General features: G+C 74.4%; 11 protein-coding genes. 5 read left to right on the top strand and 6 right to left on the bottom strand.

The genetic code is table 11. From position 1 onward, the window contains the following. Positions 1-22: 22 nt before the first annotated feature. Both ABZ321_RS29470 and ABZ321_RS29465 read right to left on the bottom strand, forming a co-directional pair. On the bottom strand, positions 23-1,285 hold the full coding sequence (locus ABZ321_RS29470; RefSeq protein WP_354897176.1) for an ammonium transporter: 1,263 nt from the start codon (positions 1,283-1,285) through the stop codon (positions 23-25). A gap of 77 nt (positions 1,286-1,362) precedes the next feature. After that, positions 1,363-2,040: a hypothetical protein gene (locus ABZ321_RS29465; RefSeq protein WP_354897173.1), complete on the bottom strand. Its 678-nt coding sequence runs from the start codon at positions 2,038-2,040 to the stop codon at positions 1,363-1,365. Positions 2,041-2,193: 153 nt separating this feature from the next. Here ABZ321_RS29465 and ABZ321_RS29460 point away from each other — a divergent pair, with 153 nt between their 5' ends. The 3 genes from ABZ321_RS29460 (at position 2,194) to ABZ321_RS29450 (ending at position 8,394) form a co-directional block, all read left to right on the top strand. Next, positions 2,194-6,453, top strand: a complete 4,260-nt coding sequence (locus tag ABZ321_RS29460; protein ID WP_354897170.1) for an MBG domain-containing protein — start codon at positions 2,194-2,196, stop codon at positions 6,451-6,453. Between the two features lie 40 nt (positions 6,454-6,493). Beyond that, positions 6,494-7,288: an alpha/beta hydrolase gene (locus ABZ321_RS29455; RefSeq protein ID WP_344505182.1), complete on the top strand. Its 795-nt coding sequence runs from the start codon at positions 6,494-6,496 to the stop codon at positions 7,286-7,288. A 137-nt stretch (positions 7,289-7,425) separates the two neighbouring features. Then, the gene (locus ABZ321_RS29450; protein WP_344505183.1) at positions 7,426-8,394 is read left to right on the top strand and encodes a serine hydrolase domain-containing protein; all 969 of its coding nucleotides are present in this window, start codon (positions 7,426-7,428) and stop codon (positions 8,392-8,394) included. On the opposite strand, the gene ABZ321_RS29445 is transcribed toward ABZ321_RS29450, so the two are convergent. The 3 genes from ABZ321_RS29445 to ABZ321_RS29435 all read right to left on the bottom strand — a co-directional run bounded on the left by ABZ321_RS29445 (position 8,391) and on the right by ABZ321_RS29435 (position 12,521). Next, positions 8,391-9,062 carry a response regulator transcription factor gene (locus ABZ321_RS29445; protein ID WP_354897167.1) on the bottom strand — a complete coding sequence of 224 codons (672 nt, stop codon included), beginning with the start codon at positions 9,060-9,062 and terminating at the stop codon, positions 8,391-8,393. The two genes, ABZ321_RS29450 and ABZ321_RS29445, sit on opposite strands and share 4 nt — an antisense overlap. Further along, the gene (locus tag ABZ321_RS29440) at positions 9,059-10,231 is read right to left on the bottom strand and encodes a sensor histidine kinase (RefSeq protein WP_354897164.1); all 1,173 of its coding nucleotides are present in this window, start codon (positions 10,229-10,231) and stop codon (positions 9,059-9,061) included. Before ABZ321_RS29440 ends, ABZ321_RS29445 begins: the two co-directional genes overlap by 4 nt. A gap of 64 nt (positions 10,232-10,295) precedes the next feature. Further along, positions 10,296-12,521, bottom strand: coding sequence for an MMPL family transporter (locus ABZ321_RS29435; protein WP_354897161.1), 2,226 nt, complete (start codon positions 12,519-12,521; stop codon positions 10,296-10,298). Positions 12,522-12,787: 266 nt separating this feature from the next. On the opposite strand from ABZ321_RS29435, the gene ABZ321_RS29430 reads away from it, so the two are divergent. Continuing rightward, the gene (locus tag ABZ321_RS29430) at positions 12,788-13,612 is read left to right on the top strand and encodes a hypothetical protein (RefSeq protein ID WP_354897159.1); all 825 of its coding nucleotides are present in this window, start codon (positions 12,788-12,790) and stop codon (positions 13,610-13,612) included. Next, entirely contained in the window at positions 13,609-14,283 is a 675-nt protein-coding gene (locus ABZ321_RS29425) for a 2OG-Fe(II) oxygenase (protein ID WP_354897157.1), read from the top strand. The genes ABZ321_RS29430 and ABZ321_RS29425 overlap by 4 nt, the downstream gene beginning before the upstream one ends. A gap of 43 nt (positions 14,284-14,326) precedes the next feature. Here ABZ321_RS29425 and ABZ321_RS29420 read toward each other — a convergent pair whose 3' ends face one another. Beyond that, positions 14,327-16,450 carry an MMPL family transporter gene (locus tag ABZ321_RS29420; RefSeq protein ID WP_354897154.1) on the bottom strand — a complete coding sequence of 708 codons (2,124 nt, stop codon included), beginning with the start codon at positions 16,448-16,450 and terminating at the stop codon, positions 14,327-14,329. Positions 16,451-16,598 lie beyond the last annotated feature (148 nt).

Here is a 16,598-nt window from a genome sequence, read left to right as displayed (position 1 = left end):
GCCGCGCGGCGCGATGGGACGGCTACGCGAGGTGGCTGATCCGCCCGCCGGTGGTGGGGTGCTGCTCGTAGGCGCTCTCGGCGTGGATGACCAGGTCGAGGCCGCCACGCTCGTGCTCCGGGGCGACCCGGAAGCCGACGGTGCGGTCGACGGCCTTCGCGACGAGCCAGGTGGCGCCGAACGCGTAGACGGCGACGACCAGCACCGCGAGCGCCTGCCGGCCGAGCAGACCGGCGCCGCCGCCGAACACGAGGCCGTCCTCGCCGCCGGTGACCACCGCGGTCGCGAGGACCCCGATGAGCACCGTGCCGATGAGGCCGCCGACGCCGTGCACCCCGACGACGTCGAGCGAGTCGTCGTAGCCCAGCCTGTACTTGAGACCGACGGCGTAGCAGCAGGCCACACCCGCGACGGCGCCGATGACGAGGGCGCCGAGCGGGTTGACGGAGCCGCACGACGGCGTGATCCCGACCAGGCCGGCGACCGCGCCCGAGGCCGCGCCGAGGGTCGTCGGGTGCCCGTCGCGCCAGCGTTCGACGATCAGCCAGCCGCCGACCGCGGCGGCGCCGGCGACCTGCGTGTTGAGGAACGCGGTCGAGGCGACGCCGCCGGTGGTCAGCGCGGACCCGGCGTTGAACCCGAACCAGCCGAACCACAGCAGTCCGGCCCCGAGGATCACCAGCGGGAGGCTGTGCGGCCGCATGGCCTCGGTGCGGAAGCCCAGCCGCGGCCCGAGCACCAGGGCGAGGGCGAGCGCGGACGCACCGGAGTTGACCTCCACGACGGTGCCGCCGGCCAGGTCCAGGATGCGCAGGTGGGTGGCGATCCAGCCGCCGCCGAACACCCAGTGCGCGATCGGGACGTACACCAGCAGCACCCACAGCGCGACGAACCCCACCCAGGCGCCGAACTTGGCACGGTCGGCGATCGCCCCGCTCAGCAGTGCCGCGGTGATGATGGCGAACATTAGCTGGAAACCCGCGAACGCCATGGTCGGCACCGAGCCGGTGAGGTCGGTGGGGCCGATCCCGGCCATGCCCACGTGCTCCAGGGACCCGATGAGGCCGCCGGTGGTGTCCTTGCCGAACGCGAGCGAGTAGCCGGCGACGACCCACACGACGGTGACGACGGCGAGGCAGGCGAACGACATCATGAGCATGTTGAGGGCGCTCTTGATGCGCACCATGCCGCCGTAGAACAGCGCCAGCCCCGGCACCATCAGCAGCACCAGCGCCGCGCTCACCAGCAACCAGGCGGTGTCGCCCGAGCTGAACCCCTCCGGCATCGACGGGACCCTCTCTCTTCGGGTGTGGTCCGTGATCGCCGTTGATCGCGTGGCATGCAGCGTCGCGGCAATGCGTTTCACCCGTTGTACGTCCGCGTTTCGAACATGTTTCCGCCGTCACACCCCTGACCTGCCAGGTGGGTCTCCCCGGGCCGCAGCCACATCCGGACCGCGGCCACGGCGCCGGCGACGCTGGCGAGCACGAGGCCGCACGCGAACGCCCGCTGCGTGACCGTGAAGGAGTCGGACAGCAGGGTGCCGGCCGCCACGACGACCTGCACACCGAACGCCACCGCGATGGTCGTGCCGACGATCGCCTCCGCCGTGAACTGGGGATCGAACATCCGGTGCAGCGTCGTGGGCCGTACCCCGCCCCCTACGGTGACCCGGTCCGTCGCCAGATGGGTCCGCTTCCCGTCGGCGTCGGCGAACAGGGACGCCCGGATGCGGGCGATGTCCCGGTCGTACGCCCGCAGCGCCGCGCCGAACTTCCGCACGCTGGCGAGGATCAGCAGGCTGACCAGGCCCAGCGCCCAGGCCATGGAGGAAACCCCGACCGCGACGTCCTCCCAGTTCGCCATCTGCGCGCTGATCGCCACGAAGAACCCGACGATCGCGACGAGCAGCGTGAAGAAGTACCCCAGGAACTGGTTGCGCTCCTGCTCGATGTGCCGGTAGTGCAGCCAGTGCTGTTGCCCCTCGTACATGAGTGCATCCGTCAACAGGCGCTCCCGCTCGAAATCGCTCAGACTCACTGCGCCAGCGTCGGATGCGGGCCGCCGATGATCATCACCCCGCGCGGGTGAGCGGGTCCGGAGGATCGACGCCCGGCGGTGGCAACCGCCCGGCACCGAGCACGCAACCGCTGGACGATCAAGCGGGCGGGGCAGGGTGCCGATACGGCGCCTATGACCCGTCGAGACCGTTTCCTGGCGCTGGTCCTGCTCGCGACGCAGGCGGCGCTCCTCGGCATCGGCCTCGGGACCGGGGTGGGGCCGGCCGCGGCGGCCGGACCGGGCGCGGTCGTCACCGATCCCGGCTGCCTCACGACCGTCGCGGCGCGCACGGACGACGGGTCGTCGGGGCCGGTGCCGCTCGGGTTCCCGGTCAACTTCTTCGGCACGACGTACGACAGCATGTACGTCAACAACAACGGCGACGTCACGTTCGGCGGCCCGTACACGGGGTTCTCGGGGCTGGACCTGGCCGCGTTCGGCAGCCCGATCATCGCGGTCGCGTTCTTCGACGTCGACACCCGGGCGGCCGGGACGAAGCCCGTGTCGTTCGGCCCGATCACGTACGCCGGGCGGCCCGCCTACTGCGTGAACTGGGTCGACGTCGGCTACTACAACAACGGCTCGGACCGGCTCAACAGCTCGCAGCTGGTCCTCGTCGACCGGTCGGACACCGGCGCCGGGAACTTCGACATCGTCATGAACTACGACCGGCTGGCATACGAGCCGGTCGGCGGGCTGACCGTCGGCTACTCCAACGGCACCTTCACCTACGTGTACCCGGGCTCGGGGGTCGCCGGCGCCCTGGTCGACGCCAACACCGGCACCGGGTTGGTGCACAGGTCCGGCGGGCGGTACGTGCACCGGGTCCGCGGCGGGCAGCCGAGCGCGCCCGGCGCGCAGACCATCGACTTCCCGGCGCCCGGCGACGTCGTCTACGGGGTCGCGCCGTTCCCAGCCGGCGCGGCCGCGTCGTCCGGGCTGCCGGTCACCCTCACCGCCGCCGGCGCGTGCACCGTGTCCGGCGACACCGTGACCGTCACCGCCGTCGGCGCCTGCACGCTGACCGCGAGCCAGGCCGGCGACGGCACGTACACCGCGGCGCCGCCCGTGACCCGGGTCTTCCAGGTGGCCAAGGCGCCGGTGTCGGTGGCCCTCGCCGGGCTCACGCAGACGTACGACGGCACCGGGCGCGCCGTCACCGCGTCCGCCGACCCGGATCCTGGCACGGGAACGATGTCCGTCACCTACGACGGCGCCGCCACCGCCCCGGCGCACGCCGGCAGCTACGCGGTGCGGGCGACGTACACGTCGGCGACGCACACGGGCACCGCCTCGGGCACCCTCGTGGTCGCCAGGGCGCCGCAGACCATCACGTTCCCGGAGCTCACCGGCCGCAGGTACGGCGCCGGACCCGTCCGCCTCGCCGCGTCCACCGGGGCCGGGCTGCCAGTCCGGTTCGACGCCGGCGGCCCCTGCACCGTGGACGGCGTGACCCTGTCGGTCACCGGCGTCGGCCAGTGCACGGTGACCGCGACGCAGCCCGGCGACGCCGACCGTCTCGCCGCCGCGCCGGTCACGCGGTCGTTCGCCGTGGCCAAGGGCGCCGCCACGATCACGCTCGGCGGGTTGTCGCAGGTGTACAGCGGCGCGCCCCGGCCGGCGACCGTCACCGTCGAGCCGTCCACCGCCGGTGCCGTCGACATCACCTATGACGGGTCCAGGACGCCGCCGACCGCCGCCGGCACCTACCGGGTCGTCGCCACCGTCGACGGCGCCCACCACCAGGGGACGCTCACCGCGACGCTGACGGTCGCGAAGGCCGCGCAGACCGTCGACTTCGCCGGCCTGGACGCCGCGACGTTCGGCGACGCGCCGCGCCCGCTGCGGGCCACCGCCTCGTCGGCGCTGCCGGTCCGGTTCACCGCCACCGGCGGGTGCGAGGTGCGCGCGGGCGAGCTCGCGTTCGTGCGGGGCGGCGAGTGCGCCGTCACCGCGCACCAGGACGGCGACGCGAACCGGCTCGCGGCGCCCGCCGTGGTCCGCTCCGTCGAGGTGGCCCGCGCCGTGCAGGCCGTGACCCTGACCGCGCCGCGGCGGCTCACCGTCGGCGGCCCGGCCGGCGCCGTCACCGCCACGTCCAGCGCCGGGCTGCCCGTCCAGGTCACCGTCGGGGGCCCCTGCGCGCTGGGCACCGCGCTGGCGCCCGTGCACACCGGCACCTGCACCGTGACCGCCGCCCAGCCGGGCGACGAGTCGCACCTGCCGGCGACCGCCGCGACCGCCACCGTCCCGGTCTCCCCCGGCACCGCCACGCTGCATGTGGGTGGGCTCTCGCAGGTGTCCGACGGCGGCCCGCGGGCCGTGCGGGTGAGCACGACGCCGGCCGGGCTGACCGGGACCGCCGTCACCTACGACGCCCGCGCCCGGGTCCCGTCGGCGCCGGGCACGTACCGGATCGTGGCCACGCTCGACAACCCCGACTGGGTCGCGGCCCCCGTCGTCGCGACACTGACCGTCGCCCAGGCGGCGGCGGTGCCGGTGGCCGACCCGGCGACGGGGGCCCGGCCCTCGCTCGCGCCCAACGCCACGATGTCCACTGTGGATGGTGTACCGGCGGCCGTCACGCTCGCGCCCGCGACCGGGGGCGGCGTCACGCTCACCGGCAGCGGCTTCACCGCCTCCGTCGCCGCGGTCGGCGCGGACTCCACCCGGCAGCCGCTCGACGCCGGCGGGAACCTCGTCGTGGACCGCGGGCACCGCGTGTCGGTGACGATGACGGGGTTCGCCGCGAAGACCCGCACGGACGTGTGGCTGTTCTCCGACCCGGTGCTGATCGGGCAGGTGACCACCGACGAGCGCGGCACCGTCACGGCGGAGCTGCCGGTGCCGGCGACGCTGCCCACGGGCCGGCACGCGCTGCAGGTCAACGGCGTCACCGCCGGTGGCGCGCAGCGGTCGCTGAGCGTCGGGCTGCTGCTCGCCGACATCCCCTCCGCGCCCGCGGTGTCGCCCGTCGCCGTCGCACCGCCCGGCGTCGACCGGCCCGCCGTCGCGGCGCCGGCCCTCCCGGCCGCCGTCGACGTGCTCGCCCAGTTCCCCGCGTACCTGCCCGCCGCGCACGCGGACGCGGTCGTCGACACCGCCGTCGCCGGCTTCACGCTCCTCGCCATCACCGCCGGCGCGGGCGGCGTGGCCGTCGCGGGCGGCGGCACCGTCCGTACGAAGGCCGAATCCCGCAAGGCGGGCAAGATCGCTTCCGGCTCGTCCAAGCACTTCAAGGAGCAGTGGGACGGCAGCGGCCGCGGCGACAAGTCGTCCAGCTGGCGGCTGCTGCCGACCGGCTGGCTCGACCGGCGCAGCCTGGACCTGCCGCAGCGGGTCGCGCCGAAGTCGCCGCTGCTGGCCAGGCTCCTCACCGACGGCTCCTACCTGCGGGCGATGCTCGGCGGCGCCTGGTGGGCGGTGCCGGCCGCCGGCGCGGTCCTCGGCGCCGTCGCCGGCGTGCAGGGCCACGGCTCGCCGCTGCCGCCCGCCGGACTCATGCTGGCGCTCGTCGTGCTCGGCATCTTCGACGCGTTCGCCGGCCTCGCCGCGGCCGTCGCGTTCGGCGCGGTCGTCGCCGCCGGCGGCGGGGTCACCTCGACCGGCACGCTGCGCCTGCTGCTCGGTGTGAGTGCGCTGTGGTTCGCGATCGCGCTGCTCGCCGGCGTCGTGCGCCCGTTCCGGCGCCCGCCGCCGCGGCGCGGGCTGGACTGGTGGACCCGCGGCGGCGACGTGCTCATCGCGTCGCTCACCGGCGGCTGGGCCGTGCAGAAGAGCATCGGCGCGCTGGACGGCCTCGCCGGCCACGAGCTGCCGATCGCCGGGTCCGCGGACCGGATCGCGCTCGCGGCGCTCGCCGCCATCGCCGTGCGGATCGTGCTGGAGGGCGTCGCCGGCTGGGCGTACCCGGCGCGGCTCGGCGCCGTCCGGCCGGAGAAGCTGCCCAAGCCCGGCAAGGTGCAGCGGCTCGCCGCGATCGGGCTGCGCACCGCGCTCTTCGTCTTCGTCGCCGTCCCGTTCCTGGGCATGCCGTGGCAGCTGTGGGCGGGTGCCGCGCTGTTCCTCGTGCCGCAGGTCCTCGGCGTGTACGAGGACGCGTTCCCGAACAAGCCGCGGCTCTTCCGCGTCCTGCCGAAGCGCGTCGTCAAGACGGTCTTCATGATGCTCGTCGGCACCGTCTCCGGCCTCGCCCTCGCCTGGCTGCTGGACGACCCGGCGGCACGGATCGTCAACGGCTTCGTCCTGCTGTCCCTGCCGGGCCTGGTGTTCTCGCTCGTCGAGCTGTTCGGCCGCGAGGGCGAGGAGCGCGAGCAGACCTGGCGCCGCGAGCTCGCCGGTGGCGCGGTCGTCGCCGTCGGCATCGCCGCGGCCCTCGGTGTGTTCTCGTAGGGTCAGCGCCGCCGCGACGCGTTCTCGTAGGGTAGGCGCCGTGACCTTCCATCCCGTGCCCGAACCCCGCAAGACGCTCACCCACGCCAACTGCGTGGTCTCCACGCCGCTCGGGTACCGGCCGCTGCACCTGGACCTGCACGTGCCGCCCGGCGACGGCCCGTTTCCCGTGGTGCTGTGGATCCACGGCGGCGGCTGGATGACCGGCAGCCGCGTGTGGACGGTCGACCAGCGGTTCCACGAGCGGATGGTGGCCCGCGGCTACGCCGTCGCCGACGTCGACTACCGCCTCGCCCTCGAGGCCACCTACCCGGCGCAGCAGGCCGACGTCGAGGCCGCCGTCCGCTGGCTGCGCCACCACGCCGCCGCGCTGCGCCTCGACCCGGCCCGCTTCGCCGTGCTCGGCGAGTCCGCCGGCGGCCAGATCGCGGCGGTCGCGGCCCTCACCGGCACCGGCGACACCGCGATCCAGGCCGTCATCCTCTGGTACGCCCCGGCCGACCTCTCCACGGTCCCGCGCCAGGACGACCCGTTCATGTTCCCGGCGATCCTCCTCGGCGGCCCCCTGGCGGAGCGGCAGGCGTTCGCCCGGCACGCCAGCCCGCTGCACAACGTCCACCCCGCCGCGCCGCCGTTCCTGCTCGTCCACGGCACCGACGACGAGACCGTCCCGTTCGAGGAGGCCACCGGCTTCGCCGAGGCGCTGCGCGCCCAGGGTGTCCGCTGCGACGTCCTCCCCGTCGACGGCGCCGGCCACGTCTTCACCGGCGCCACCGTCGAGGTCGGCACCCTCACCGAGGCCGGCGCCGACTTCCTCGACGACGTCCTGCGCTGACGGCAGCCACATCCGGCCCGCGGCACCGCAGACGTCGGGCCCGGCAGTGTCGTCCATGCCGACGCACTGCAGTGACGCGGCCGGGCGGCCGGGCGGGCACGACGCCCGTCGCGTCCGAGGCGAGGCAGACTCGAACGATGACCATTGACGCGCTCGTGCGGCAGGCGCCGATGCCGGCCGTCGCGGTGGCCGTGTTCACCCGGGACGCGCAGCTGGAAGAGGTCGTGCACGGGGTCGCCGACCTGGAGACCGGCCGGCCCGCCACCCGGCACGACTGGTGGGACCTGGCGAGCCTCACCAAGGTCCTCGTGACGGTCCCCGCAGTCCTGGACCTGGTGGCCGGCCGGCGGATCGGGCTGGACGAGCCGCTGGGCGCCGCGTGGCCGGGCGCGCGGCACGCGCCGTTCGCCGGCGCGACCATCGCACAGCTGCTCAGCTACGACGCCGGGCTGCCCGCCACCGTCCCGTTCTTCAGGGAGGGCGCCGACGTCGTGGCGGCGGCGCTGCGGACGCGGACCGTCGGCGCCGGGGCCGCGTACAGCGACGTGAACTTCATCGTCCTCGGCGCGATGGTCGAGGCGCTCACCGGCCGGCCGCTGACCGAGGCGGCCGGGCGGCACGGTCTGCGGTACGCGCCGCTGCCCGGACCCGCGGTCGCCACCGAGCGGTGCGCCTGGCGGGGCCGGCTGATCTGCGGCGAGGTCCACGACGAGAACGCCGCGGCGATGGGTGGCGTCGCCGGGCACGCGGGCGCGTTCGGGACGATCGGGCAGGTGGCCAGGATCGGGCAGGACTGGCTGTGCGAGCGGGTGAGCACCCCGGCGCTGCACCGGTCGGTGCGCGAGTGCTGGGCGGAGGGCGGCGGGGAGCGCTTCGGCCTCGGCTGGTGGCTCGCGCCCACCCGGGGGCTGGGCGGGCCCCGCGCGGGCGCGGACGGCTACGGCATGTCGGGGTTCGTCGGCAACCGGATCTGGCTCGAGCCCGCCCGCGGCTACGGCGTGGTGGTGCTGAGCAACCGCATCCACCCGGTCCGCACACCCCGCGAGCCGTTCGCCGCGTGGTGCGACGAGCTGCTGACGACCGTCGCGGACGCGATGGGGCGCTAACCCGGCGCGGACGGTGGGACGAGGCCGTTCTTGTACGCCAGGACGACCAGCTGGGCCCGGTCGCGGGCGCCGAGCTTGGTCATGGCCCGCTGCACGTGCGTGCGGACGGTGAGGACGCTGAGGCGCAGCTCGGCGGCGATCTCGTCGTTGGACCGGCCGTCGGCGGCCAGCTTCATGACCTCCAGCTCACGGTTCGTCAGGTCCCGCAGCTCGGGCGTGACGACGGGCACCGGCCGCGGGGCGGCGAGGAACTGCGCGATCAGGGCCTTGGTCGCTCCCGGGGACAGCAGGCTGTCGCCCGCCGCGACGGCGCGGATCGCCTCCAGCAGCGTGTCGGTGGTGACGTACTTGCCGAGGAACCCGCTGGCGCCGGCGCGCAGGGCCCGGGCGACGTGCTCGTCGTTCTCGAAGGTGGTGAGGATCAGCACCCGGGTGCCGGCGAGGGCCGGGTCGGCGCAGATGGCCTCGGTGGCGGCCAGGCCGTCGGTGCCGGGCATCCGCACGTCCATCACGACCACGTCGGGGTGGTGCCGGCGGGTGAGCTCGACGGCGGCGGCACCGTCGGCGGCCTCGGCCACCACCGACAGGTCCGGGCAGGAGTCGATCAGCAGCCGGAACGTGCCGCGCAGGAGCGCCTGGTCGTCGGCGAGCAGGACGCGGATGGTCACGGCGCCTCCCGGGCCCGCAGCGGAAGGGTGGTCACGACCTCGAACCCGCCGCCGCCGTCGCTGACCCGCAGGTCACCGCCGATGGCGTGGGCCCGCTCGCGCATCCCGACGATGCCGAAGCCCGCGCCGTCCGCTGCCTTCCCGCCGGTACGGGTGGCGTTGGCGACCGTGATGGTGAGGGTGCCGCCGGTGTACCGCAGGCGCACGCGGGCGGTCGCCGGTGCTGCGTACTTCGTGGCGTTGGTCAGGGCCTCCTGGATGATCCGGTAGGCGGTCAGGTCGGCGCCGGGCGGCAGGGGGCGCGGCTCGCCCTCGACCGCGAGGTCGACGGTGAGCCCGGCCGACCCGCACACCTCCAGCAGCTCCGGCAGCCGGGCGAGCCCGGGCGTGGGCTCGAGGGGGTCGGCGTCGCCGGCCTGGCGCAGGACGCCGACGGTGTGCCGCAGGTCGAGCATGACCGACGAGGTGGTGACCTGCAGGTCGGCGAGGAGCTTCCGGGTGAGGGCCGGGTCGCCGTCGAGGAGGTGCGCCGCCGTGCCGGCCTGCGCGTTGGCGACGGCCATGTGGTGGGCGACGACGTCGTGCAGGTCGCGGGCGATGCGCATGCGCTCCTCGGTGACCCGCAGCCGCGCCTCCTCCTCGCGGGTCCGCTCGGCGTGCTCGGCGCGGGCGTGGACCGCGTCGAGGTAGGCGCGGCGCAGCCGGGACCGGCTGCCCATCGACAGGGGCAGCAGCAGCCACAGCGCGGGCCCGATGACCCGCAGCAGCACCGTCCCGTCGAGGTGGTCGACGCCTACGGCGGCGCACACGACCAGCGCGGTCGTCACGCCGCCGTAGGTCCACGCCGTCCGCGACGAGGTCGAGGCGGCCAGCCAGTACAGCGCGACCATCACCGGCGCCAGCAGCAGCGGGGTCAGCAGGTAGCCGAGGCCACCCAGCACGACGGCGCAGGCGGCGGTGACGGCGACCGTGGCCCGCGGGTGCTCCCGCGCCCTGAGCAGCGCCAGGCAGGCGAGCCCGGCCAGCACGTCGGCGACCCAGACGTGCTCGGCGCGGCCCTCGCCCGGGCCGACGAGGTGCGCGCCGAGGACCGCGCCGGCCAGCAGCGCGACCGCGATGACGCCGTCGGTCAGCCGCGGATGCCGCTCCGCGTACTCCAGGCTGACCATCCGCGCTCCTCATCGTGCCGCCGACGTCGAGTATCTCCCGGGCCGGGACGGGCCCGGTCCGGGTTCACCGTTCGTGACTGGACACCAGCTCCGGCGTGACCGGGTCGCGGGTGAGGCGCTCGCCCTCGACGTCGACCTTCGGCAGGATCCGGTCCAGGCGGCGCGGCAGCCACCAGGCGCGGTGACCGAGCAGCGCCAGGGCCGCGGGGACGATCGCCATCCGGACGACGAACGCGTCGAAGAGCACGGCGCTGGCCAGGCTGAGCCCGATCATCTTGATGAACTGGTCCTGTTCGCTGATGAACCCGCCGAAGACCGCCATCATGATCAGCGCGGCGGCGACGACGACGCGGGCGCTGTGCCGGAACCCGGTCCCGATCGCCTGGTGCGGCGTCTCGCCGTGGACGTACGCCTCCCGCATCCGCGACACGAGGAACACCTCGTAGTCCATGGCCAGCCCGAACACGATCCCGATCAGGAAGATCGGCACCGCGCTCATGACGGGACCGGTCTGCGCGACACCGAGCAGGTCGGCGGCGAAGCCCCGCTGGAACACCAGCACCAGGACGCCGAGCGCGGCCAGCACGGAGAGCAGGAACCCGAGCGCCGCCTTGACGGGGACCAGGATCGACCGGAACACGACGAGCAGCACCAGCACGGCGAGCCCGACGACGGTGGCCAGGTACGGCAGCAGCGCGCCCTGGATCTTGCCGGCCAGGTCGATGTTGACCGCGGTCGTGCCGGTGACCTGGAACGTCGCGCCGGTGCCGGCGGCCAGCCGGGTCCGGGCGGCGCGCAGGTCGCGGACGAGGTCCTTGGTCGCGGCGTCGGTCGGGGCGGTGGACGGCACGGCGTCGAGGATCGCGGTGTCGCCGGCGTCGTTGAAGTGCGGCGGCGACACGGACACGATCCCGGCCGTCGCGGCGACCCGGCCGGCGATCGCGGCGACCGCGGCCTGCGGGTCGGGCGCGCCCTTGGCGTCCACGACGAACATCAGCGGGCCGTTGAACCCCGGCCCGAACGCGGTCGCGAGGGCGTCGTACGCGCGGCGCTGCGTGGTCGTCGCCGGCCGGGCCTCGTCGCCCGGCATGCCGAGCCGCAGCCCCGCGGCGGGCACGGCGAGGGCGCCGAGCAGCGCCACCCCGGCGAGCAGCACGGCGACCGGGCGGCGCAGCACGAACCGGGCCCACCTCGCACCGCCGCGTCCGGCCTCGACCGTCGCGGGGTCGCCGTGGGCGGTTGAGGCCGTCGCGGGGTCGCCGTGGCCGGTTGAGGCCATCGCGGGGTCGCCGCGGCCGGTTGAGGCCATCGCGGGGGCTCGGCGGGCGGCGCGGGACAGGACCCGCTCCGGGGCGAACCCGAGGACGGCGGGGACGAGGGTCAGCGCCACCAGTACCGCCGCCGACACCGCACCGACGGCGGTCAGGCCCATCTTGGTCAGCATCGGGATGCCCACCACCGCCAGGCCCGCCAGGGCGATCACGACGGTCAGGCCGGCGAAGGCGACCGCGGACCCGGCGGTGCCGGCGGCGAGGAACACCGCCTCCTCGGCGGGCAGGCCGCGGGCGCGCTCCTCGCGGTACCGCGTCATGACGAACAGCGCGTAGTCGATGCCGACCGCGAGGCCGAGCATGAGGGCGAGCGTGCCGGTGGTCGCGGACAGCCCGAACGCGTGACTGAGGGCGAGGATCGACAGCATGCTCACCGCGACCCCGAGCAGCGCGGTCAGCAGCGACAGGCCCGCCGCCGCCAGGGACCCCAGGGTGATCAGCAGGACGACCGCCGCGAGGGCGACGGCGACGAGCTCCGCGGTGCCCGCCGGGCCGCCGCCCTCCCCTTCCAGTGCGCTGCCGCCGGCCTCGACCGTGAGCCCGGAGACCCTGGCCTCGCGGGCCGCCGCGGCGAGCTCCGCGCGGCTGGCGGCGCTGACCCGCGCGGCCGTGACGGTGTAGGTGACGTTGACGTACGCCGCCGAGCCGTCGCCGCTGACCGCGCCGTCCTCGAACGGGTCGCCGGCCATCGCCACCTGGCCGCCGCCGGCGAGCCGCCGGGCCGCCGCCTCGACGGCCGCCCGGTAGGGCTCGTCCGTCACCTGCCGGCCCGCCGGCGCCACGAACACCACGGTCGCGCCGCCGGCGTCGGCCGTGATCCCGGGGAACCGCTCCCGCAGCACGTCGAACGCCAGCTGCGACTCGACGCCGGGCACGGAGAAGTCGTCGTCGGGGGCCGGCGGCGCGGTCAGCCCCGCGACGACCACCCCCGCGAGGACGGCCAGCCAGGCGAGGACCACCGGTCCCCGGCGTCTGAAGCACCAACGGCCGAGCCGAGCCAACATCGCCGCCACGAGGTCTCCAATCCGGATCTTCTGGAAGCCTTGACGATGCCGTCCGGGGGTGTCCCGTGTCGTCGTGCGCATCCGGGCGGCCGGCTACGTAATCCGAACCGGTTCCCCGAGTCCAAGGTCATGCGGACGCAGTATCCGATCATTGACACCCGTCACTAAAACTCGGTAGCGTGACGCCCGGAAATGCATCAAGTGATGCTTGTTAAATACGCGTGAACGGCGTATTGCTTCATGCGGTAGAAGCGGAGCGGACCGTTTATATGGCCGGCGACAACCAGCATGAGCACGGAATGTCCGGGCCGGTCTTCGCCGTCGGCGGGCCGACCGCATATGACGAAGTGGTGCGGTTCACCGACGCGGTCAGGGCATTACGCCCGCTGCCGGAAATACCGCACCCCGATTTCCTGCTGTTCCAGACGCTGCATCTCACCGCGGAACTGCTCTGGTACAACATGCATTTCGACATCGTCCGCGCCGCAGATGATCTGCGCGCCGGGAATCACCGGTCCGCGCACCGCCTGGTGCGCCGCGCGACGGAGTTGCAGCGGCTGACGGTCACCCATCTCGGCCAGGTCCGGTCCGGCATTCCGCAGACCGAGTTCCTGCAGATCCGGGCGACGCTCCCGGACGGCGGCAGCGGCCTGGACTCACCCGGTATGCGCAACCTGCACAAGGCGTGCCGGCATCTGTGGCGCTGCTTCTGCGCTGCGATGGAGTCCGCCGGCGTGGCGTCGGAGGCGGAGCTGCTGGACGCCGGCGAGGCCCACCCGGACCTGCGGGCGGTCGCGCTGGAGATGCTGGACCTCGACGACGCGATGCTCGGCTGGCAGCAGGAGCACCAGCGGATGGTGTGGGCCCGCCTCGGCGGCCACCCGACCCTCGACGACGGCACCGCTCCGCTCAGCCTGACCGGGCGGTCCGTCGGCGTGCTCGACCGGTTCGTCGCGCACATGCGCTTCCCCCGGCTGTGGCAGGCCGTGCAGGACCACCACGAGTCGATGGCCGAGCAACAGGCATGCGGAGGGACCCACCGATGACCGGCACCGCCTGGCAGCCGCCGCAGGACCTGCCCTTCCACTGGCACGTGTACGACGTCGGGCACCTGCTGCCCGACGGCTGGGACGCGGCGCTGCTCGACGTGGCCCGCGGGCACGCCGTCCGGCGCGTCTTCCGGCCCACCATGTCCACCGCCCGGGAGGTCCCCGACGCCGAGATCCCGATGCACAGCGTCGACGGCGAGGTGCTGCGCCGGGCCGCGCCGTGGACCTTCGACCTGTACAGCGGCTGGTTCAAGCAGCTCGGCGAGCGGACCGCGGAGGAGAAGCTGGAGGAGACCAGCAGCGACAACCGCGCGCTGAGCCTCAACATCCAGCAGGGGATCACGATGCGGTACCCGTGCCACGTCGACAGCAACCCCATGCAGGGGCTGCTGTACCTGACGTCGTGCACCGAGGAGACCGGCGGCGGCCTCGTCGTCGCCCGCGACGGCGCCGCCCGGGACGTCGCCGGCGTCGACGCGGACGCCATGCGGATCTACCCGTCGGCGGGCCAGCTGTACTTCTTCGACGCCCGCCGGCACGCCCACTACGTCGAGCCGCTGCGACGCGACGACGCCGTGCGCGCCGTGCTCACGATGAACTACTACTCCCCGTCGTGCCCGGAGACGATCCGGCCCTCCGGGCTCGACGAGCAGCTGTTCGGCCGCTGACGCAGGCGCTCCGGGCCCGACGGGCAGCTGTCCGGGCGCCGGCTCAGGCGATCGTCACCGGTTCCCGTTCCGGCAGCGTCGTCTCCTTCAGGCCGACCCGCTGGTGCAGGCGACGCAGCGGTCCCGGCGCCCACCAGTTCCACCGCCCGAGCAGCGTCATCGTCGCCGGCACGAGCAGGCAGCGCACCACGGTCGCGTCGATGAGCACGGCGGTGGTCAGGCCGAGGCCGATCTGCTCGATGCTGCCCATCTGCGCCGCCGCGAAGCAGCCGAACACGATGACCATGAGCAGCGCGGCGGACGTGATGACGCGGCCGGTGTGCTGCAGGCCGCGGCGGACGGCGGTGTCGGTGTCGTCGCCGCCGTCGACGTACTCCTTGACACGGCCGAGGAGGAACACCTCGTAGTCCATGGAGAGGGCGAACGCGAACGCGAAGAGGATGACCACGACGAACGGGTCGAGACCGCCGACGGTGAGCGTGCCGAGGACGCCGGCGAGCCAGCCGTGCTCGAACACGGCGACCATGACGCCGAGGGTCGCGCCGAGGGAGACGACGTTGGCGAGGATCGCCTTCACCGGCACGACCAGCGAACCCGTCATGGCGAACAGCAGCACGAGCATGGCGGTGAGGGTGATGCCCAGCGCGAGCGGCAGGTCGTCGACGATGAGGTCGACGAGGTCCACCAGCACCGCGGCGTCACCGGTCACCCAGGACTGCACCCCGGCGGGCCGGTCCGCGCGCAACCGCAGCACGAGCTCCTGGGCGGCGTCGTCCTGCGCCCCGCCGCGCAGGCTCAGCTCGACGGCGGCGAGGCCGTCACCGACGGGCTTCGCCGGCTGCACCTTGCCGACGGCCGGATCGCCGGACCAGCGGGCGGCGTAGGCGTCGAGCTCCGCGGCGCCGGTCCGGGCGACGACCGTGAGCGTCGGGGCGAACGCCCGGCCGAACCGGGTCTTGAGCTCGTCGGCGACCCGCACCGACTCGATGCTGCGTGGGAAACCCTCGAGGCCCGGCAGCTTCACGGTCGCCGACAGCAGCGGCAGGCCGGCGGCGAGCAGCAGCGCCGCGGTGACCACGGCGACGAGCGCCGCCCGGCGCTGCACCAGCGCGGCGAGGGCGGCGAAGAACCCGCGCCCGGCCTCGTCCCGCCGGGCGCGGCGGGCCGGTTTGAGCCGCTTGCGGGCCAGGCCGATGAGCGCCGCCGTGAACGTCAGCGACACCAGCATCGCGACCAGCGCGATCGACACACCGGCGGCGCCGAGCGCGGTCAGCTGCCGCACCGAGAAGGCGAGGAGCCCGGCGAGCGCGGCGGCGACGGTGAGGGCGCTGAACAGGATGGTGCGCCCGGCGGTCGCCCAGGCCCGGCCGATCGCGTCGCCGGGGTCGAACCCGGCGGCCAGTTCCTCGCGGTAGCGGGCCACGAGCAGCAGCCCGTAGTCGACGGACAGCCCCAGCCCGAGCAGCGACGCCACGGTCAGCGCGTTGGAGTCCACGTCGGTGAACGTGGTGAACACGTACAGGACGGGGAAGACGGCGGCGACGGACACGACCGCGGCGAGCACCGGCACCCCGGCCGCGATGAGACCGCCGAACACGATGACGAGCACGACGAGCGTCAACGGCAGCGACAGCAGCTCGGCGCGGCTCCGGTCGCCGTCGAGGGTCCGCCCGGCGTCCCGGCTGATCGTCGCGGACCCGCCGACCCGGACCGCGGCACCCGCGGGCAGCTCGCCGCGGAGCCGGTCGAGCTCGGCCTCGACCTTGTCGACGGCGGCGTTGCGGGTCGGCTTGTCGACCTTCTCCAGCGTGGCCACCACGAGCAGCGCCCGGCCGTCGGCCGACACCGCCGTCGCGTCGACCTTGCGCACGTGCTCGACCCCGCGCAGCCGCCCGGCGGCCGCGTCGACGGCCGCCCGCACGTCCTCCGCCTTCGGGTCGACGGCGTCCACCAGCCCGACGACCTGCCCGGACGAGTCCTCGGCGGTGCTGATCAGGTCGTACGCCTCGATCGACTCGACCTTCTTGCGCACACTGTTGGTCTCGGAGATCGCGTCCAGCAGCGGCCCCGCCGCCAGGATCCCGCCGATCACCGCGACCAGCCACGCCCCGAGCACCCACCACCGGTTCCGGAAGCACCAGCCGCCCAGCCCCGCCATGAAACCCATGGAGCAGAAACCTGCCAGACGGCGCGGAAGGTTGCTCGGGCGGGGTCGGCGATCAGCGAACGGCGCCGCCGGAGTGCCGGTTCGGCGGACCCTGGACAAGGCCGGTGCCTGGTAGTCGTGGAGGTCATGACTGCCTGCGCCGTGTCGC

Source organism: Dactylosporangium sp. NPDC006015, from assembly GCF_040614215.1.
GTDB classification, from domain to species: Bacteria; Actinomycetota; Actinomycetes; order Mycobacteriales; family Micromonosporaceae; genus Dactylosporangium; species Dactylosporangium maewongense.
Note: the sequence above shows the minus strand (reverse complement) of the source record. Positions and strands in the feature narration are given on the sequence as shown.